Below are 18887 nucleotides of genomic sequence, written 5' to 3' on the forward strand. Positions count from 1 at the left end.
GCGGTGGGCGCCCCGTACCTGCCACAATCAGCACATGACCACGCTCAAGTCCAAGCTCAAGGAAGACCTCACCACGGCCATGAAGGCGCGTGACGAACTGACCTCGTCCACGCTCCGGCTGACCCTCACCGCCATCACGAAGGAGGAGGTCAGCGGCAAGACGGCGCGCGAGCTCTCCGACGACGAGGTGCAGAAGGTGATCGCCAAGGAGGCGAAGAAGCGCCGCGAGGCGGCCGAGGCCTTCGCCCAGGGCGGCCGGACCGAGCAGGCCGAGCGCGAGAAGGCGGAGGGCGAGCTGCTCGACGCATACCTGCCGAAGCAGCTGAGCGACGACGAGCTGGGTGCGATCGTGACGTCCGCCGTCGAGGAGGCGAAGGCCGCCGGGGCCGAGGGGCCACGGGCGATGGGCGCCGTCATGAAGATCGTGAACCCGAAGGTCGCGGGGCGCGCGGACGGCGGCCGGGTGGCCGCCTCGGTGAAGAAGCTCCTGGCGGGCTGAGGTCGCGCGACGCACGGGCAGGGATGTACGAAGCGGGGCGCCCCGGATCGGGATCGATCCGGGGCGCCCCACCTTCATGTGCGTGAACCGTAGGGGTCAGGGACCCTGCGTATCGCCGTCGGTCCGACCGCCGCGGCCGCCGGTGTTACCGCCGATCAGGTCCGGCGGGATGCTCATGCCGGGGAACGGATTCTTGTCGCCGGGCTTCTTGCCGGGCCTCTTGTCCCCGGGACCCGGCCTGCCGTGGTCCTCGTCATCGCCGTGCTGCTCCGGCGGGTCCGGGATGTTGACGGTGTTGAAGGCGGGGGCGGGCACTCCGTTGAGGGCGCCCGTCATCGCGTCACGCCAGATCGGTCCGGGGACCTGTCCGCCGTACACCTTGTCCTGGTACACGCCGCCGATGGTGATGTGCTCCATCTCGACGCTCTGGGACGGGCTGCCGACCCAGACCGCGCCGGACATGTTCGGCGTATAGCCGACGAACCAGGCGTTCTTACGGGCGTCGGTCGTACCGGTCTTGCCCGCGTTGTCGCGGCTCTGGAGGCCGGCCTCCTGACCGGTACCGGAGTCGACCACGCCGCGCAGCAGGGTGTTGACGGTGTCCGCCGTCGTCTGCGACATCGCCTGCGAGCAGGTGGTCTTCGGCACGGGCAGCGAGGTGCCGTCCGCCGTTTTCACCGACTCGATGGCTATCGGTGTGCAGTACGTACCGCGGTTGGCGAAGGCGGCGTAGGCACTGGCCATCGTCAGCGGCGACAGGCCATTGGAACCGAGGGTCAGTGTGGACGGGTTCTGCGGCAGCTTGGTGCCGTCGCCCTGCACCACGCCCAGCTTGTCGGTCATCTTCGAGACCGGACACATGCCGATGTCCTGGAGCATCTGCACGAAGTAGGTGTTGACGGACTTCTCCATCGCGACCTTCAGCGGGTACGGCCCCCTCTCGGACTCGCTCTCGTTCTCCAGGTGATACTTCGGCACGCCGTCGTTGACCCACGGCTTCCCGCAGGACTGCACCGTGTCCGGGTAGTCCATCTCGTACGGGGAGGGGTAGGTCTGCGTGGCCGGCTTGCCGCCCTCTATGGCCGCGGCGGCAAGGAACGGCTTGAACGTCGAACCGGTCGGGAAGCCGTAGTTCGAGCCGCCCATGCTCTTGTTGACCGAGTAGTTGTACTGGGTCTCGTTGGACCCGAAGCCGTACGGCTTGGACTGGCCCATTCCCATGATCTTGCCGGTGCCCGGCTGGACCAGCGTCACGGCCGTCGCGACCTTGTCCGACTTGTAGACGTGGCTCTTGATCGAGCTCTGCACCGACTGCTGGGACTGTGGGTCGAGCGTTGTCCGGACTGTCAGACCGCCCCGGTTCCAGATCTTGGCCCGGTCCTCCTTGGTCTTGCCGAAGACCGGGTCGGAGAGAAAGACCTGGCGTACGTAGTCGCAGAAGAAACCGGCTCCGCTGACGGCCGTGATGCAGCCGTTCTGCGGCTTCTTTACCTTCAGCTTGATCGGGTTCGACTTCGCCTTGTCGGCCTCGGCCTGCGAGATGTCACCGACGTCGGCCATGCGCTGGAGCACGGTGTTGCGGCGCTTGGTCGCCTCGGCGGGGTCGTTGACCGGGTCGTAGCGGCTCGGCGACTGGACGAGGCCGGCCAGCAGTGCGGACTCCTCCAGCGTCAGGTCCTTCGCCGACTTGGAGAAGTAGCGCTGCGAGGCGGCCTCGACGCCGTACGCCTGCTGCCCGAAGAAGGTGATGTTCAGGTAGTTCGTCAGGATGCGCTTCTTGCCGAGCTTCTCCTCGACCTGGATCGCGTACTTCAGCTCCTGGATCTTGCGGCCCATGGTCTGCTGAGTGGCTTGTGCGACCTTGTCCGGGTCGTCGCCGGCCTCCTCGACGAAGACGTTCTTGACGTACTGCTGTGTGAGGGTCGAGGCGCCCTGCGCGGTCCCGCCCTCCTGCACATTGCGGTTCAGTGCGCGCAGGATGCCCTTGAGGTCGATCGCCCCGTGCTCGTAGAAGCGGGCGTCCTCGATCGCCACGATCGCCTTCTGCATGTACGGCGAGATGTCCTTCAGCTCGACCACCGTGCGGTCGCGCGAATAGACGGAGGCGATCATTCCGCCCTTGCTGTCCAGGATCGTGGTGCGCTGACTCAGTGGTGGAGTACGGAGATTGGCCGGGATCTCGTCGAATCCCTCGACCGTCCCCTTGGTGGCGAGACCCAGTGCTCCGGCGGCCGGCAGCGCGATGCCCGCGAGCACAACTCCGGAAAGTGCGGCGACACCGAGGAACTTGGCGGCCTGCTGGGTCGTCGTGAGACCCCCGCCCGAGCGCTTCTTTGGCATGGGGGCAGCCTACGTTCTCATTCGCCGGACACACGTATATGCCTTGGCCTAAGCTGCTCACAACTGTCACAGCAGTCCCGTTCCGCATCAACTCCCGTGCACGATCCGGCCATGAGTTCAGGCACTCCCGAATTCGACCCCTGTGTCATCGAACGTCCGTTGTGGTCCGGGTGAACCATCCCGATTCTGCCGGGACACTCAGGTATGTCCTCACCTCACTCCCCTGGGTGATCTGCCGCATACGCATAGTCCGTTCGGGCCATTCAAGATTGGGCCCGAAGGGGGTGTTGTGCTGTCGCTGCCTTCCGTAACGTCCTCAACTGGCAGCGGTGAATATGCCGCTACCGCCGTGGGGGAGCCTCGATTCGGGAGAGGACGGCGCCGTGATGGGCTGGGTAACCGACTGGAGTGCGCAGGCAGCCTGCCGCACTACCGATCCGGATGAACTGTTCGTACAAGGGGCAGCGCAGAACAGGGCCAAGGCGGTGTGTACCGGATGTCCGGTGCGGACCGAGTGCCTGGCCGATGCGCTCGACAATCGCGTCGAATTCGGCGTATGGGGCGGAATGACGGAGCGGGAGCGCCGCGCACTGCTGCGCAGGCGGCCCACCGTCACGTCCTGGCGCCGACTGCTGGAGACCGCGCGCAGCGAGTACGAGCAGTCCACGGGCATCCTGCCCGTGGCGATCGGGCTGGACGACGACGAACTGCACGAGAGGTACGCCGCGGTGGGGTAGAGCGGACGGGCGGCTACGCAGCTCCGGCCGGGGCGGAACCGGTCGCGAGCCGGTCCCCGATGGCCCGAAGCCCCGCGAGGTCATGTACGTCACCGGGCAGCGCGGCCACTTGGGTCACGGCGACCTCGGGGTGCAGCGCGGTGAAGCGGTCGCGTGTGCGCTGTTCGCGCGCGACCACCTGCATCCGTTCCGCGTGCAGCCGCAACAGACCTGCGGTCAGCTGTTCGACGGAAGCGGCCTCAGTCACGGTCTCGGTCCTGGTTGCGGCTTCGGGAGCCGGTTCGGGATCCGGCTCGCGGTCTTCGATGTCCTCGTGCTCGGAAGGATCGGGATCGGGATCGGCAACGGCTTCAGGAGAGGCGACCGACCAGTCGGCCGGGTCACGAAGTCCAGCCTTCCCGGCCGTCTGATCCACAATGCCTACCCCGTCAAGATTTTCTGCGGCCGCAAGTGCGAGCTCGGCGGAGAGCCGGGCGGCGTCGCTGCCATGGACACGGTTGAGCACCAGACCGGCCAGCGGCATTTCCTCCGCGGCCAGCCGTTCCACGAAGTACGCCGCCTCGCGCAGCGCGTCCCGCTCCGGTGTCGCGACGACGAGGAACGCCGTACCGGGCGCCTGCAGCAGTTTGTACGTGGCGTCGGCCCGGGTGCGGAAGCCACCGAACATGGTGTCCATCGCCGCCACGAAGGTCTGTACGTCGCGCAGAAACTGACCGCCGAGCAACTTGCCGAGGGTGCCGGTCATCATCGACATGCCCACGTTGAGGAACTTCATTCCTGCCCGGCCGCCCATCTTCGCCGGGGCCATCAGCAGCTTGATGAACTTTCCGTCCAGGAACGAACCGAGCCGCTTCGGTGCGTCCAGGAAGTCCAGCGCGGAGCGAGACGGCGGGGTGTCGACGATGATCAGGTCCCACTCGTTGCGCGCGCGCAGCTGCCCGAGCTTCTCCATCGCCATGTACTCCTGTGTGCCCGCGAAACCGGCCGACAGGGACTGGTAGAAGGGGTTCTCCAGGATCGCGCGGGCCCGCTCGCCGTCCGCGTGCGCCTCGACGATCTCGTCGAAGGTCCGCTTCATGTCGAGCATCATGGCGTGCAGTTCCCCGGCGCCCCCGCCGTCGATGCCCGACACCCGGCGCGGGATGTTGTCCAGCGAGTCGATGCCCATGGACTGGGCGAGCCTGCGCGCCGGGTCGATGGTGAGGACGACGACCTTACGGCCGCGCTCGGCCGCCCGTACGCCCAGCGCCGCGGCGGTCGTGGTCTTGCCGACCCCGCCCGAACCGCAGCACACGATGATCCGGATGCCGGGGTCGTCGAGCAGTGCGTCGGTATCCAGCGCGGGTGCGGGTGCGGTGGCCCTGCCTGTGGCCGAGTCCGTGTCGGTGGCCGCGTCCGCGTCCGTGCCCTGTGTCATGTACCCACCCCTTGTCCCACCCCTTCGCCCACCCCGTCACCCACGCCCTGCTTGCGGAGTTCGGTCGCCAGGTCGTAGAGCCCGGCCGGGTCCATGCCCTCGCCGATCAGCGGGAGTTCGTACCCCGGCAGCTCCAGGCCCGTGAGCACCTCGCGCTGCTCGCGCTCCAGCTCGACCCGCTGGGCATGCTCGGCCGCCTGCTCGACCAGGGGGCGTACGAGCCCCGCGGAGCCGGTAACGCCCGCCCGGGTCAGCGCCTTGGCGATCTCCTTGCGGCGGCCGCCCGCGGCGGTGCGCAGCGCGTCCTCGTCCAGCAGATGCGGTCGCACCATGTTCACGATGACCCGGCCGACCGGCAGTTCGGCGGCCCGCAGCTCCGCGATGCCGTCCGCGGTCTCCTGGACCGGCATCTCCTCGAGCAGTGTCACCAGATGGACAGCCGTTTCCGGGGACTTCAGCACCCGCATCACGGCCTGCGCCTGATTGTGTATCGGGCCGATCCGGGCCAGCCCCGCCACCTCGTCGTTCACGTTGAGGAAGCGGGTGATGCGTCCGGTGGGCGGGGCGTCCATGATCACGTAGTCGTAGACGTACCGGTTCTGCTTGTCCTTGCGGCGCACGGCTTCGCAGGCCTTGCCGGTCAGCAGCACGTCCCGTACACCGGGCGCGATCGTGGTGGCGAAGTCGATCGCGCCGAGCTTCTTGAGCGCCCGGCCCGCGCTGCCGAGCTTGTAGAACATCTGGAGGTAGTCGAGTAGGGCGCGTTCGGCGTCGATCGCGAGGGCGTACACCTCGCCACCGCCCGGCGCGACGGCGATCTTGCGCTCCTCATACGGAAGGGACTCCGTCTCGAAGAGCTGGGCGATGCCCTGCCTGCCCTCGACCTCCACGAGGAGGGTCCGCCTGCCCTCGGTCGCGAGGGCGAGCGCGAGGGCGGCGGCGACCGTGGTCTTACCGGTACCACCCTTGCCGCTGACGACCTGGAACCTGCTCACGCATTCGAGCCTAACCAGTCGGGCCGCGGGCTACGCACGAGGCTGCGCGTGCCAGGCACTACAGTCGGGCCATGACCAAGTGGGAATACGCGACCGTGCCTCTTCTCGTGCACGCGACCAAGCAGATTCTGGACACCTGGGGCGAGGACGGCTGGGAGCTGGTCCAGGTCGTTCCCGGCCCGAACAACCCCGAGCAGCTCGTGGCCTACCTGAAGCGGGAGAAGGCGTAGTGGCGGGCGCCGTCGAGGCGAAGCTCGCCGAGCTCGGGCTGACGCTGCCGGACGTCGTGCCGCCGCTGGCCTCGTACCAGCCGGCCGTGCAGTCGGGGGTGTACGTGTACACCTCCGGCCAGCTCCCGATGGTGGACGGCAAGCTCGCCGTCACCGGCAAGGTCGGTGCGGAGGTCACGCCCGACGAGGCCAAGGAACTGGCGAAGACCTGCGCGCTCAACGCGCTGGCCGCCGTGAAGTCCGTCGCGGGCGACCTGGACCGGATCGCGCGAGTCGTGAAGGTCGTGGGCTTCGTCGCCTCGGCATCCGACTTCACCGGGCAGCCCGCCGTGATCAACGGCGCCAGCGAGCTGCTGGGCGCGGTCCTCGGCGACAAGGGCGTGCACGCGCGCAGCGCGGTGGGCGTCGCGGTGCTGCCGCTGGACGCGCCGGTGGAGGTCGAGGTGCAGGTCGAGCTGGTCGGGGCCTGAGCCGTAGGTCTGCTTCGGGCGGTCTGTCGGGGCCCGAGCCGTGCGTCTGCTGCGGGTCGCAGGCGGTCGCCGGCGTGGGGGCCGCTGCGGTCCTCAGGGCCTGAGCCGTACGCCCGCCGTGGTCCTTGGGCGGCCGCTGCCGTCCGCTGTCGATTCTCTGATCCCGTCCGGTCGTGATGACCGGGCGGGATCAGGTGTGTACGAGGCATGTACGGATCAACGGTCAACGCACCTCTCGAACATCGTCGCGGTTCCGGATAGCCTCCGGCCATGTCCAATGGTCAGTGGTACCCACCGGAATGGCCCGACCGGATCCGGGCACTTGCCGCAGGCGAGCTGACGGCCGTGACCCCGAAGCGGGCCGCCACCGTGATGCTGCTCCGGGATCCTGCCGCTGACACCGAGGGCGGCCCCGCCGTCCACATGCTGCGCCGCCGCGCCTCCATGGCCTTTGCCGGCGGGGCATACGCCTATCCGGGGGGCGGGGTCGACCCGCGTGACGACGACCGGCTCGTCGGCTGGGCCGGACCCGCGCTGGAGAGCTGGGCCGAGCGGCTCGGCGTCGATACACCGGCCGAGGCGCAGGCCATCGTCTGCGCGGCGGTCCGTGAGACGTACGAGGAGGCTGGTGTCCTCCTCGCCGGCCCGACCGCCGACACGGTCGTCAGCGACACCACCGGCGCCGGCTGGGAGGCCGACCGCGAGGCACTGGTCGCCCGCGAGCTTTCCTTCGCTGAGTTCCTGGACCGGCGCGGTCTGGTGCTGCGCTCCGATCTGCTGGGTGCGTGGGCGCGCTGGATCACCCCCGGGTTCGAACCGCGCCGCTACGACACCTGGTTCTTCGTCGCCGCGCTCCCCGAGGGCCAGCGCACCCGAAACGCCTCCACGGAGGCCGACCGCACGGTGTGGACAGCGCCCGGAGAGGCCGTCGACGGGTACGACAGGGGTGAGCTGCTGATGATGCCGCCGACCGTGTCGACGCTGCGGGCGCTCAGGCCGTACAAGACAGCCGCCGAGGCCCTGAAGGCGGCGGATTCCCAGGACCTCACCCCCGTACTGGCACAGGCGCGGCTGGAGGGTGACGAGTTGGTGCTGAGCTGGCCGGGACACGACGAGTTCACCAAGCACATCCCGAGCGGGCCGACAGGTGCAGGTGGCGCGGGAGGTGAAGCCGTATGAGCGACGCGGCCGCGCTGCCCGGCCAGCCACGCGGCGGGGTGCTGTCCGGCCCCGCCACCACCCGTACCGTCAACGTCCTCGCCCCCAACGCCTCGGCGATGACGCTGGACGGCACCAACACCTGGATCGTCGCCGAGCCCGACTCCGACCTCGCGGTCGTCATCGACCCGGGCCCGCTGGACGACACACACCTGCGGGCCGTCATCGACACCGCCGAGCGAGCGGGCCGCCGGATCGCGGTCACCCTGCTCACCCACGGGCACCCGGACCATGCGGAGGGCGCGGCGCGCTTCGCCGAGCTGACGCGTACCGCGGTGCGCGCCCTGGACCCGGCGCTGCGCCTCGGCGACGAGGGCCTGACCACGGGCGATGTGATCACCACCGGGGGCCTGGAGCTGTACGTCGTGCCGACCCCCGGGCACACCGCGGACTCGCTCTCCTTCCATCTGCCGGCCGACCGTGCGGTGCTGACGGGGGACACGATCCTCGGACGCGGCACCACGGTCGTCGCGCATCCGGACGGGCGGCTCGGCGACTACCTCGACTCGCTGCGGAGGCTGCGTTCACTGACGGTCGACGACGGCGTGCACACGGTGCTGCCGGGGCACGGCCCGGTGCTGGAGGACGCGCAGGGCGCGGTCGAGTTCTACCTCGCACACCGCGCGCACCGGCTGGCCCAGGTGGAGACGGCGGTCGAGGCCGGACACCGGACGGCGTCGGAGGTCGTGGCGCAGGTGTACGCGGACGTGGACCGGTCCCTGTGGCCCGCGGCGGAACTCTCGGTTCTGGCGCAGCTGGAGTACCTGAGCGAGCACGGGCTGATCTAGGCCGGAACGGATATGCGCAAGGCCCCGCCGTGCGGCAGGGCCTTGCGCACGCAGATGGAGTCCGGTCGGGGCCGACCGGCAGGCCGGCTAGCGGGACCGCTTGGCCAGGCGCTCCACGTCCAGCAGGATCACGGCGCGCGCCTCCAGGCGCAGCCAGCCGCGTCCGGCGAAGTCGGCGAGTGCCTTGTTGACCGTCTCGCGGGAGGCGCCGACCAGCTGGGCCAGCTCTTCCTGGGTCAGGTCGTGGACGACATGAATGCCTTCCTCGGACTGGACGCCGAAGCGGCGCGACAGGTCGAGGAGGGCGCGGGCGACACGGCCCGGTACGTCCGAGAAGACCAGATCGGACATCTGGTCGTTGGTCTTGCGCAGTCGGCGCGCTACGGCGCGCAGCAGGGCCGTGGCCACCTCGGGGCGGGCGTTCAGCCAGGGCTGGAGGTCGCCGTGGCCGAGGCCGAGGAGCTTGACCTCGGTCAGCGCGGTCGCGGTGGCGGTGCGCGGGCCCGGGTCGAAGAGCGACAGCTCGCCGATCAGCTCGCCGGGGCCGAGGACCGCCAGCATGTTCTCGCGCCCGTCGGGGGAGGTGCGGTGGAGCTTCACCTTGCCCTCGGTGACCACATAGAGGCGGTCGCCCGGGTCGCCCTCGTGGAAGAGCGCGTCGCCGCGTGCGAGGGTCACCTCACTCATCGAGGCGCGGAGCTCCGCGGCCTGCTCATCATCGAGCGCCGCGAAAAGCGGGGCGCGCCGCAGAACGTCGTCCACGAGTTCTCTCCTTGTCGGCCTGTTCAGGGAACCGTGGTCCCCATCATGCCGGACGGTAAAACAGTGCGATCAATCACAAACCAGTTTGACGCACGGGCGTGCCGAACCGTGAGGCAGGGGGCCGATTGGGGGTGGATACGCGGTGACCGGGGCGGATGTCGGTGTGTGGCTCTAGGCTGGCCGGGTGTCCAAATCGCCGGTGAGAGCGCAGGCCAAAGGGGCTGATGGGGTGTCGGAAGGCCGTGATTCCGCTGTGGGCGAACAGGCTGCGAGTCGCCCGAAAAAAGCGACAAAACGCCCTGTGGGTGAGCAGGCCCCGAGGGCCGGAGTGAAGACGGCGGCGAAGCCCGCGTCGAAGTCCGCCGCACGGGCCGCAGTCGAGGCCACCGCGAAGTCCGCGTCGACGTCCACCGCGAAACCCGCGAAATCCGGAGCAAAGCCCGGTGTGAAACCGGAATCGCATCTGGCGATGGTCCGCCGTGCCCGCAGGATCAACCGTGAGCTCGCCGAGCTCTACCCGTATGCCCACCCCGAGCTGGACTTCAGGAATCCCTTCGAGCTTCTCGTCGCCACGGTCCTCTCAGCCCAGACCACCGATCTGAGGGTCAACCAGACCACCCCCGCCCTCTTCGCCGCCTACCCCACCCCTGAGGACATGGCCGCGGCCGTCCCGGAGGAATTGGAAGAGCTCATTCGGCCGACCGGCTTCTTCCGGGCCAAGACCAAGTCGCTGATAGGCCTCTCCGTGGCGATCAGGGACAGGTTCGGCGGCGAGGTGCCGGGCCGGCTCGCCGATCTCGTCACGCTTCCGGGAGTCGGCCGCAAGACCGCCAATGTCGTGCTCGGGAATGCCTTCGGCGTCCCCGGCATCACGGTCGACACCCACTTCGGCCGACTGGTCCGGCGCTGGAAGTGGACGGAGCAGGAGGACCCGGAGAAGGTCGAGGCGGAGATCGCCGCGATCTTCCCCAAGAGCGAGTGGACGATGCTTTCGCACCGCGTCGTCTTCCACGGCCGCCGCATCTGCCATGCCCGCAAGCCCGCCTGCGGCGCCTGTCCGATCGCCCCGCTCTGCCCGGCGTACGGGGAGGGCGAGACGGACCCGGAGAAGGCCAGGAAGCTGCTGAAGTACGAGATGGGCGGCCAGCCCGGTCAGCGGCTGAGCCCGCCGGCGGACTACCCGGGCAAGCCCGCGCCGGCCCTGGGGGCCGACTGACGCACGGCGCTCGCTCCGGAACGAAATGCGTGATGACAGGCGTTGTGAGACGAGGGGTGCCTATGAAGACGCACGAACAGAGCACGGGGAGCACGCACGAACAGAGTGCGGAAGCGGCAGCCGCGCCCGCGGCGGTCAGCCCCGCTGTGGTCAACCCGGCGGCCGTGAGCCCCGCAGCGGCCGCCGCCACCACGGCAGGCGCAGGTCACGACGGGGCCATCACCGTCACGACCGAGGGCCTGCCGGACTGGCTCGACCCCGTGGCCCGTGCGGCGCGGACGATCGAGCCGGACCAGCTCAGCCGCTTTCTGCCGCCGGAGAGCGGCGCCGGGCGGCAGTCCGCCGTACTCGTACTGTTCGGGGAGGGCGAGCGCGGTCCCGAGCTGCTCCTCATGGAGCGATCCGGAAGCCTGCGTTCCCACGCTGGGCAACCTTCCTTCCCCGGCGGCGCCCTGGACCCGGAGGACGGCGACCAAGCCACTACAGGGCCGCTCAGGGCCGCTCTGCGAGAGGCCCGGGAGGAGACCGGCCTCGATCCGCGAGGAGTGCAGCTCTTCGGAGTGCTGCCCCGGCTCTACATCCCCGTGAGCGGCTTCGTCGTGACACCGGTCCTCGGCTGGTGGCGGTCGCCGAGCCCGGTGGGCGTCGTCGATCCGGGTGAGACAGCCCGGGTCTTCACCGTCCCCGTGGCGGATCTCACGGACCCGGTCAATCGCGCGACCACGGTCCATCCGAGTGGTCACCGAGGCCCGGCATTTCTGGTCGAATCCGCCTTGGTCTGGGGTTTCACGGCAGGAGTGATCGACCGGATTCTGCACTTCGCGGGCTGGGAACGCCCGTGGGACACCGCCAAGCAGGTGCCGCTCGACTGGCGCGCATGACAGGCTGCCTCTCGTGCTGCGCAGTCCGGCCCTGCCCGGACCCAGTCGAAGGAACAGGCCCGGTGACGAATCTGCGAGGCTATAGACGGTGAACGTGCTGGACATCCTGCTGCTGGCCGGCGCCGTGTGGTTCGCGGTCATCGGCTATCGCCAGGGGTTCGTCGTCGGCATCCTGTCGGTGATCGGGTTCCTGGGCGGCGGTCTCGTAGCCGTCTATCTGCTGCCGATCCTGTGGGACCAGCTGACGGACGGCTCCGAAATCTCATCGACGGCCGCCATCGTCGCCGTCGTCATCGTGATCGTCTGTGCCTCGGTGGGCCAGGCGTTCACCACCCATCTCGGAAACAAGCTCCGCCGGTACATCACGTGGTCGCCCGCGCGCGCTCTCGATGCCACCGGCGGTGCCCTGGTCAATGTGGTCGCGATGCTGCTGGTCGCCTGGCTGATCGGCTCCGCACTGGCCGGTACCTCACTGCCTACGCTGGGCAAGGAGGTCCGTAGCTCGTCGGTCCTGCTCGGCATCTCCCGGGTGATGCCGACCCAGGCCTCCACCTGGTTCACGGACTTCTCCTCGGTCCTTGCGCAGAACGGCTTCCCGCAGGTCTTCAGCCCCTTCGCCAACGAGCCGATCACCGAGGTCCGGGCCCCGGACCCGGCGCTGGTCGGCAGCCCCGTGGCAGCCGTCGCCAAGAAGTCCATCGTCAAGGTCGTCGGTACGGCACCGAGCTGCGGCAAGGTCCTCGAAGGCACCGGTTTCGTCTTCTCCGACCGCCGGGTGATGACCAACGCCCATGTCGTCGGCGGCGTCGACGAGCCGACCGTCCAGATCGGTGGCCAGGGGCGGGTGTACGACGCGAAGGTCGTCCTCTACGACTGGCAGCGCGACATCGCGGTACTCGACGTACCGGACCTCGACGCGAAGCCGCTGAAGTTCACCGACACCGATCACGACGCCGGCACCGGGAACAGCGCCATCGTCGCGGGCTTCCCGGAGAACGGCTCGTACGACGTTCGGGCCGCGCGCGTCCGGGGCCGTATCGACGCCGACGGACCGGACATCTACCACCGGGGCACTGTCCGCCGTGATGTGTACTCGCTCTTCGCGACCGTCCGTCAGGGCAATTCCGGCGGACCGCTGCTGACCCCCGACGGCAAGGTGTACGGAGTCGTCTTCGCGAAGTCGCTCGACGACCCCGACACCGGCTATGCGCTGACGGCCGACGAGATCCGCCAGGACATCACGCACGGCCGCACCGCCAACCAGCAGGTCGACAGTCAGGCGTGCGCCCTCTAGAGCCTCTCCGGCCCTGATCCGCCGGACAGGCCCTGGGCGTACTGCCCCGCGGCAGCCGGGAGAGTCGTGGAAATCCCGCCCGGCCGGTGAACGCTCACCGGTCGGCCGGGGTGGACATCATCCGCGTGGATGGCGCAGCCGCGCCGAGACCCAGCGGGCCCGACGGCGCAGAATGCGCGGAATACCGAGCCGGGGATCATGCATATCGTGCACCCGGCCCTGGGGGCCGTCCCCCTCATGAGTGCTCGGACTCGCCGTGGCGGTCGAGCGCCGGTTGCGTGCTGTGTCACCGAAGTCGTGCGTCCAGCCCATACCCCGACGTCTGCCCGTGCCTCATGGTCGGTAACCGCCCATCCGTCAGCCAATTGGCCTATGCGCCGGGCAATTGGCTGTTCGTCGGACAACTGTGCCCGTACGGCTACCGGTCGGGCTCGGGATCCTTGAGCCAGTTGATGAGTTCGGTCGAGAACCCGCCCGGATCCTCCTCGTGGGGGAAGTGCCCCAGGCCGTCGAAAAGTCGCCAACGGTACGGCGCTTCGACGTACTCGCCGGACCCCGCCGCGCTCCGCGTACGGATCGCCGGATCGAGTGAACCGTGAAGATGCAGTGTGGGTACCCGCACCGGCCGCTTCATGCGCCGGTTGAACTGGATTCCGTCCGGACGGGCCATGGAGCGCACCATCCAGCGGTACGGCTCGATCGAGCAGTGCGCCGTCGACGGGATGCACATCGCGCGCCGGTAGACGTCGACCGCCGCATCGTCGGGGAACTCAGGGGTCCGGGGGCCTGCCCAGTCATGGATCAGCCGGCCCACCAACGCCGCGTCGTCCGCGACGAGCTGACGCTCCGGCACCCACGGGCGCTGGAAGCCCCAGATGTACGAGCCCGCGCGGGACTGCGCGAAGTCGGAGAGCATCGAGGAACGCCAGCGGCGCGGATGCGGCATCGACGAGACCACGAGACGGCGCACCAGCTTCGGCCGCATCGCCGCGGCCGTCCAGGCGAGGTAGCCACCCATGTCGTGGCCGACCAGGGCGGCGTCCGGTTCGCCGAGCGAGCGGATCACGCCGGTGATGTCGAGCGCCAGGTTGGCGGGGTCGTATCCCCGGGGCGTACGGTCACTGCCGCCGACCCCGCGCAGATCCATCGCCACGGCCCGGAAACCGGCGTCGGCCAGTGCGGTGAGCTGATGGCGCCAGGTCCACCAGAACTGCGGGAAGCCGTGCAGCAGCAGCACCAGCGGCCCCTCGCCGAGCTCGGCGATGTGGAAGCGGGCGCCGTTGGCCGCCACGTCCCGGTGGGTCCACGGCCCGTCGAGCCGTACAGGCCCACCGGAGCCGGCCGGGCCGGGTGAACTCGACAGGTCGGAGGGGCCCGAGGGGCCCGAGGGGCCCGAGGGGCCTGAGCGGCCGGTCGAGCCCGAGGAGCCGTCCGGGCCCGCCTGGCCGTTCGGGCTTACCCGGCCTTCCGGACCTGCCTGACCTTCCGGGCCTACTGGGTCGGATGCACTGGAATCGGGGACCGTCATGTGGACGAGCGTGCCACACCGGACGCCTTGTCCTGGACCGAAGACTTCTCCAGAGCCTTGTCCGCCGGCGTGCTGCCCACGGCGGCCGGACGGCTCGCACCCGCCGTGACGGCGGGGCGCGGGTGCGGCTTGACGCCCTGCAGCACGGCCGCCGTCTGCTTGGCCGAAGCGATGGACTTCTCCGGCGGCTTCACCTTCTTGAACTTGGCGATGGCGAACAGCGCGAGCAACGCCCCCAGCAAGATGAAGGCGACGCCCACGATCGTGAACGACACGGCGAGGCCGAGCCCCAGGTAGTGGATTCCGTACGCCGCCGCGAAGCTCAGCACCGGGATCGCGAACACAACCAGCACGCCCGCGATGATGAACGCCACGCTCCCGGTCACGCCACGCCTGACGTCCTGCCGCACCTCGGCCTTGGCCAGGGCGATCTCGTCGTGCACCAATGCGGACATCTCGGCCGTCGCCGCGGCGACCAGCTGCCCGAGACTGCGGTCGGCACTGCCCGCGTTGTTGCCGGGGTCGCTCATCCCTGACTCCCTCTCCTGCTCTCCTGCTCAACACATCTGGTGTCAGATCATGCCGGACTGTCCGGCTTGCTGCTCGCCGCCCCCGCCCGTTGGGCAAGGCGGCGGTGCTCGGCCGCTTTCTTCTCGTAGATCGCGGCCATCCGCAGGTGGTACTCCGGGTCGTCCTGCTCGTAGACGTCGGGTACGCCGTCCTCGTCCTCGTCGAGCTCCTCCGCCTCGTACAGCGCCCGGTATGTGCGTACCCGGAGTTTGAGCAGTACACCGGAGAGCACGGCGGCTGTCAGTGAGCCGAGCAGCACGGCGGCCTTGATCTCGTTGATCATGTCCTCGTCGCCGGCGAAGGCGAGTTCACCGATGAGCAGCGAGACGGTGAAGCCGATCCCGGCGAGCGAGGCGACCGCGAAGACATCCGCCCAGGCCAGGTCCTTGTTCAGCTCCGCCTTCGTGAAGCGGGTGGCCAGCCAGGTACCGCCGAAGATGCCTATCGTCTTGCCGACGACGAGCCCCAGGACGACACCGAGCGTCTCGGGCCGGGTGAAGACGCCCGCCAGCGCGCCGCCGGAGAGGGAGACACCTGCTGAGAAGAGGGCGAACAGCGGCACGGCGATACCGGCCGACAGCGGGCGGATCAGGTGTTCGATGTGCTCGCCGGGGGAGTGGGTCTCGCCGTCCCGCCGGGTGCAGCGGAGCATCAGACCCATGGCGACACCGGCGATGGTGGCGTGGATGCCGCTGTTGTACATCAGGCCCCAGATGACCAGGGCGAGCGGTACGTAGATGTACCAGCCGCGCACATTCCTGCGCAGCAGCAGATAGAAGACGGCGAGGCCGATGAAGGCGCCGGTCAGCGCCATGAAGTTGATCTGCTCGGTGAAGAAGACCGCGATGATCAGGATCGCGAAGAGGTCGTCGACGACGGCGAGGGTCAGCAGGAAGGCGCGCAGCGCGTTCGGCAGCGAGGTGCCGATGACCGCGAGGACGGCGAGCGCGAAGGCGATATCGGTGGCGGTGGGGACGGCCCAGCCGCCCGTGGAACCCCCGCCGGTCACGGCCACGAGTGTGTAGACGACGGCCGGAACCGCCATTCCGCACAGTGCGGCGACGACCGGGAGGGCGGCCGCCCTGGGGTCGCGCAGTTCGCCCGCGACCAGTTCCCGCTTGAGTTCGACGCCCGCGACGAAGAAGAAGATTGCGAGCAGCCCGTCCGCCGCCCAGTGCTCCACGGAGAGGTTGAGGCCAAGTGCGCCGGGACCGAAGTGGAAGTCGCTGACGGCCGCGTAACTGGAACCGAAGGTGTTGGCCCACACCAGGGCGGCTATCGCGGCGACCAGCAGGATGACTCCGCCGACGGTCTCGGTGCGCAGGGCATCCGCGAGGTAGTTCCGCTCGGGGAGGGACAGCCGCGCCAGAAAGGTGCGGCGGGAGGAAGAGGACGTGGGGGTGGCCACGGGTGAGGACCTCCGGGTCGGTACGGCAGCGATGGCATGGCTGATGCACTTGCCGACCAGACTTCCCGGCACACCCTGTGGAGATTTCTTATTGCTTTGTTGACGCGGCTGCCACTGTACCCGGGGTGCGCGGGGCGGTATCCGGTGATCTTCACCTTAAATGCCCGAGGGGCACCCGGCGCGTTGCCGGATGCCCCTCGGGGACGTACTCGCCCTCGGTCAGTCCTCTGATGAGGAGGAGGACGGCAGCTGGGTCTGGATGAGATCCATCACCGAGGAGTCGGTGAGCGTCGTGACATCGCCCAGCTCGCGGTTTTCGGCGACGTCGCGCAGCAGACGCCGCATGATCTTGCCGGAGCGGGTCTTCGGCAGCTCGGCGACCGGCAGGATCCGCTTCGGCTTGGCGATCGGGCCGAGCGTGGCGCCGACGTGGTTGCGCAGCTCTACGACAAGCTCGTCCGAGGCGGCAGCCGTACCGCGCAGTATCACAAAGGCGACGATGGCCTGGCCGGTCGTCTCGTCGGCGGCGCCGACCACGGCAGCCTCGGCGACCGAGGGGTGCGACACGAGCGCCGACTCGATCTCGGTGGTCGAGATGTTGTGCCCGGACACGAGCATCACGTCGTCGACCCGGCCGAGCAGCCAGATGTCGCCGTCCTCGTCCTTCTTGGCGCCGTCGCCCGCGAAGTACTTGCCCTCGAAGCGCGACCAGTACGTGTCGATGAAGCGCTGGTCGTCGCCCCAGATGGTGCGGAGCATCGACGGCCACGGCTCGGTGAGGACGAGGTAACCGCCCCCGCCGTTCGGAACCTCGTTGGCCTCGTCGTCGACGACCGTGGCGGAGATACCGGGCAGGGCGCGCTGGGCGCTTCCCGGCTTGGTCTCCGTGACGCCCGGCAGCGGCGAAATCATCATGGCGCCGGTCTCGGTCTGCCACCAGGTGTCCACGATCGGGCACTTGTCGGCGCCGATGTGCTTGCGGTACCACATCCACGCCTCGGGGTTGATCGGCTCACCGACCGAACCGAGGACCCGAAGACTGCTCAGGTCGAACTTGGCGGGGATGTCGTCACCCCACTTCATGAACGTACGGATCGCGGTCGGCGCGGTGTACAGGATCGTGACGCCGTACTTCTGCACGATCTCCCAGAAACGCCCCTGGTGCGGGGAGTCGGGCGTGCCCTCGTACATGACCTGCGTCGCGCCGTTGGCCAGCGGGCCGTAGACGATGTACGAGTGGCCGGTCACCCAGCCGATGTCGGCGGTGCACCAGAAGACATCGGTTTCCGGCTTGAGGTCGAAGACCGCGTTGTGGGTGTACGCAGCCTGCGTGAGGTAGCCACCGGAGGTGTGCAGGATGCCTTTCGGCTTACCCGTCGTGCCAGAGGTGTAGAGGATGAAGAGCGGCTGCTCCGCCTCGAACGCCTCGGGGGTGTGCTCGGCGGACTGCCGGCCGGTGATCTCGTGCCACCAGACGTCGCGGCCCTCGGTCCATGCGGTGTCCTGGCCGGTGCGCCGCACCACGAGGACATGCTCGACGCTGTCGAACCGGGAGACGGCGTCGTCCACGGCGGGCTTGAGTGAGGACGGCTTGCCGCGGCGGTAGCCACCGTCGGCGGTGATGACGACCTTGGCGTCCGCGTCCTGGATACGGGCGGCGATGGCGTCGGCGGAGAAGCCGCCGAAGACCACCGAGTGCGCCGCGCCGATGCGGGCGCAGGCCAGCATCGCGATGGCGGCCTCGGGGATCATCGGCAGATAGACGGCGACCCGGTCGCCCTTGCCGACACCGAGCTCGGTGAGGGCGTTCGCTGCGCGGGAGACCTCGTCCTTCAGGTCGGCGTAGGTGATGGCGCGGCTGTCGCCGGGCTCACCCTCGAAGTGGATGGCGACCCGGTCACCATGGCCGGCCTCGACATGGCGGTCCACGCAGTTGTACGCGACGTTGAGCTTGCCGTCCGCGAACCACTTCGCGAAGGGCGGGTTGCTCCAGTCGAGCGTCTCGGTCGGCTCCGTGGCCCAGGTCAGGCGACGGGCCTGCTCGGCCCAGAAGCCCAGCCGGTCCGCCTCGGCCTGCTCGTACGCCTCCGCTTTGACGTTGGCATTGGCGGCCAGATCGGCAGGCGGTGCAAACCGCCGCTCCTCCTTGAGCAGGTTGGAGAGGGAGGAAGGTTCGCTCATGCTCCCCTCTCCTCCTTGAGCAGATTGGCCAGGCTTTCGTTGCTCACGACATCTCCCATTCCCAGGGTGTCCGTTGTGTCCCGGGGCATAGCTCATCAGGCCAAAGGCCGGGTGACAAGTGTCTGCCCGGAATTGGTTTAGACCTGTGTCTCGTGTATGGAGACACGGTCCCGCCTCCACGCGCGGTCCGGTGCGGCGCGGTGCACCACAGTGCGGAGCACAGCGACACGGAGCGGTACGGAGCGACACGGAGGCGGGACCACAAGGTCTCACGGACCGGGGGCGAATGTGGTTCAGACGCCGGTACGTTCCAACTCGCCGGAAACGGCTGGATCACCCGGGGCTGCGGCGGG

The 18887-nt window shown here is 69.0% G+C and carries 18 protein-coding genes; 9 read left to right on the forward strand and 9 right to left on the reverse strand.

What is annotated here, in order from left to right:
- Positions 1–34 precede the first annotated feature (34 nt).
- Complete coding sequence (locus OG953_RS23625) at positions 35–499, forward strand: GatB/YqeY domain-containing protein (RefSeq protein WP_405686666.1); 465 nt, start codon at positions 35–37, stop codon at positions 497–499.
- A gap of 96 nt (positions 500–595) precedes the next feature.
- Here OG953_RS23625 and OG953_RS23630 read toward each other — a convergent pair whose 3' ends face one another.
- Positions 596–2839, reverse strand: a complete 2244-nt coding sequence (locus OG953_RS23630; protein WP_405686667.1) for a transglycosylase domain-containing protein — start codon at positions 2837–2839, stop codon at positions 596–598.
- 386 nt (positions 2840–3225) lie between these two features.
- Between OG953_RS23630 and OG953_RS23635 the strand changes: the two genes are divergently transcribed.
- A complete protein-coding gene (locus OG953_RS23635) occupies positions 3226–3576 on the forward strand; it encodes a WhiB family transcriptional regulator (RefSeq protein ID WP_176740522.1) in 351 nt (116 codons plus the stop codon).
- A gap of 13 nt (positions 3577–3589) precedes the next feature.
- On the opposite strand, the gene OG953_RS23640 is transcribed toward OG953_RS23635, so the two are convergent.
- Together OG953_RS23640 and OG953_RS23645 are read right to left on the reverse strand one after the other, a co-directional pair.
- Positions 3590–4993 carry an ArsA family ATPase gene (locus tag OG953_RS23640; protein WP_405686669.1) on the reverse strand — a complete coding sequence of 468 codons (1404 nt, stop codon included), beginning with the start codon at positions 4991–4993 and terminating at the stop codon, positions 3590–3592.
- Positions 4990–5988 carry an ArsA family ATPase gene (locus OG953_RS23645; RefSeq protein ID WP_405686670.1) on the reverse strand — a complete coding sequence of 333 codons (999 nt, stop codon included), beginning with the start codon at positions 5986–5988 and terminating at the stop codon, positions 4990–4992. The genes OG953_RS23640 and OG953_RS23645 overlap by 4 nt, the downstream gene beginning before the upstream one ends.
- 71 nt (positions 5989–6059) lie before the next feature.
- Between OG953_RS23645 and OG953_RS23650 the strand changes: the two genes are divergently transcribed.
- From OG953_RS23650 to OG953_RS23665, 4 genes are all read left to right on the forward strand, one after another.
- Positions 6060–6218: a DUF4177 domain-containing protein gene (locus OG953_RS23650; RefSeq protein ID WP_003967454.1), complete on the forward strand. Its 159-nt coding sequence runs from the start codon at positions 6060–6062 to the stop codon at positions 6216–6218.
- Positions 6218–6688, forward strand: a complete 471-nt coding sequence (locus OG953_RS23655) for a RidA family protein (protein WP_114245273.1) — start codon at positions 6218–6220, stop codon at positions 6686–6688. The genes OG953_RS23650 and OG953_RS23655 overlap by 1 nt, the downstream gene beginning before the upstream one ends.
- 270 nt (positions 6689–6958) lie before the next feature.
- Positions 6959–7867, forward strand: coding sequence for an NUDIX hydrolase (locus OG953_RS23660; protein WP_405686673.1), 909 nt, complete (start codon positions 6959–6961; stop codon positions 7865–7867).
- Positions 7864–8694 (forward strand): MBL fold metallo-hydrolase, encoded by an 831-nt coding sequence (locus OG953_RS23665; protein WP_405686674.1) that lies wholly within the window; start codon positions 7864–7866, stop codon positions 8692–8694. The genes OG953_RS23660 and OG953_RS23665 overlap by 4 nt, the downstream gene beginning before the upstream one ends.
- Before the next feature lie 87 nt (positions 8695–8781).
- Here OG953_RS23665 and OG953_RS23670 read toward each other — a convergent pair whose 3' ends face one another.
- Complete coding sequence (locus tag OG953_RS23670) at positions 8782–9456, reverse strand: Crp/Fnr family transcriptional regulator (RefSeq protein ID WP_014046869.1); 675 nt, start codon at positions 9454–9456, stop codon at positions 8782–8784.
- 301 nt (positions 9457–9757) lie between these two features.
- Between OG953_RS23670 and nth the strand changes: the two genes are divergently transcribed.
- From nth to OG953_RS23685, 3 genes are all read left to right on the forward strand, one after another.
- Positions 9758–10672, forward strand: a complete 915-nt coding sequence (gene nth, locus OG953_RS23675; protein ID WP_405686676.1) for an endonuclease III — start codon at positions 9758–9760, stop codon at positions 10670–10672.
- Between the two features lie 62 nt (positions 10673–10734).
- Entirely contained in the window at positions 10735–11553 is an 819-nt protein-coding gene (locus OG953_RS23680; RefSeq protein WP_405686678.1) for an NUDIX hydrolase, read from the forward strand.
- Positions 11554–11641: 88 nt separating this feature from the next.
- A complete protein-coding gene (locus tag OG953_RS23685; protein WP_405686680.1) occupies positions 11642–12847 on the forward strand; it encodes a MarP family serine protease in 1206 nt (401 codons plus the stop codon).
- Positions 12848–12964: 117 nt separating this feature from the next.
- Here the strand turns inward: OG953_RS23685 and OG953_RS23690 are convergent, their stop codons facing one another.
- From OG953_RS23690 to acs, 5 genes are all read right to left on the reverse strand, one after another.
- Entirely contained in the window at positions 12965–13159 is a 195-nt protein-coding gene (locus tag OG953_RS23690) for a hypothetical protein (protein WP_405686682.1), read from the reverse strand.
- A 106-nt stretch (positions 13160–13265) separates the two neighbouring features.
- Positions 13266–14375 carry an alpha/beta fold hydrolase gene (locus tag OG953_RS23695; RefSeq protein WP_405686684.1) on the reverse strand — a complete coding sequence of 370 codons (1110 nt, stop codon included), beginning with the start codon at positions 14373–14375 and terminating at the stop codon, positions 13266–13268.
- Positions 14372–14905, reverse strand: a complete 534-nt coding sequence (locus tag OG953_RS23700; RefSeq protein ID WP_405686685.1) for a phage holin family protein — start codon at positions 14903–14905, stop codon at positions 14372–14374. Before OG953_RS23700 ends, OG953_RS23695 begins: the two co-directional genes overlap by 4 nt.
- A gap of 47 nt (positions 14906–14952) precedes the next feature.
- Positions 14953–16353: a Na+/H+ antiporter NhaA gene (gene nhaA / locus OG953_RS23705; RefSeq protein WP_405686687.1), complete on the reverse strand. Its 1401-nt coding sequence runs from the start codon at positions 16351–16353 to the stop codon at positions 14953–14955.
- 219 nt (positions 16354–16572) lie between these two features.
- A complete protein-coding gene (acs, locus tag OG953_RS23710; protein ID WP_405686689.1) occupies positions 16573–18534 on the reverse strand; it encodes an acetate--CoA ligase in 1962 nt (653 codons plus the stop codon).
- Positions 18535–18887: the final 353 nt, after the last annotated feature.

Origin of the sequence: Streptomyces sp. NBC_00057, from assembly GCF_045041165.1 — a bacterium.
Lineage (GTDB): Bacteria > Actinomycetota > Actinomycetes > Streptomycetales > Streptomycetaceae > Streptomyces.

Coding starts and splice junctions, on each gene's coding strand:
- OG953_RS23630 (WP_405686667.1), bottom strand. CDS start 2,839: ATGCCAAAGAAGCGCTCGGGCGGGGGTCTCACGACGACCCAGCAGGCC.
- OG953_RS23660 (WP_405686673.1), top strand. CDS start 6,959: ATGTCCAATGGTCAGTGGTACCCACCGGAATGGCCCGACCGGATCCGG.
- acs (WP_405686689.1), bottom strand. CDS start 18,534: ATGAGCGAACCTTCCTCCCTCTCCAACCTGCTCAAGGAGGAGCGGCGG.
- OG953_RS23650 (WP_003967454.1), top strand. CDS start 6,060: ATGACCAAGTGGGAATACGCGACCGTGCCTCTTCTCGTGCACGCGACC.
- OG953_RS23680 (WP_405686678.1), top strand. CDS start 10,735: ATGAAGACGCACGAACAGAGCACGGGGAGCACGCACGAACAGAGTGCG.
- OG953_RS23690 (WP_405686682.1), bottom strand. CDS start 13,159: ATGGGCTGGACGCACGACTTCGGTGACACAGCACGCAACCGGCGCTCG.
- OG953_RS23695 (WP_405686684.1), bottom strand. CDS start 14,375: ATGACGGTCCCCGATTCCAGTGCATCCGACCCAGTAGGCCCGGAAGGT.
- OG953_RS23665 (WP_405686674.1), top strand. CDS start 7,864: ATGAGCGACGCGGCCGCGCTGCCCGGCCAGCCACGCGGCGGGGTGCTG.
- OG953_RS23625 (WP_405686666.1), top strand. CDS start 35: ATGACCACGCTCAAGTCCAAGCTCAAGGAAGACCTCACCACGGCCATG.
- OG953_RS23700 (WP_405686685.1), bottom strand. CDS start 14,905: ATGAGCGACCCCGGCAACAACGCGGGCAGTGCCGACCGCAGTCTCGGG.
- OG953_RS23640 (WP_405686669.1), bottom strand. CDS start 4,993: ATGACACAGGGCACGGACGCGGACGCGGCCACCGACACGGACTCGGCC.
- OG953_RS23635 (WP_176740522.1), top strand. CDS start 3,226: ATGGGCTGGGTAACCGACTGGAGTGCGCAGGCAGCCTGCCGCACTACC.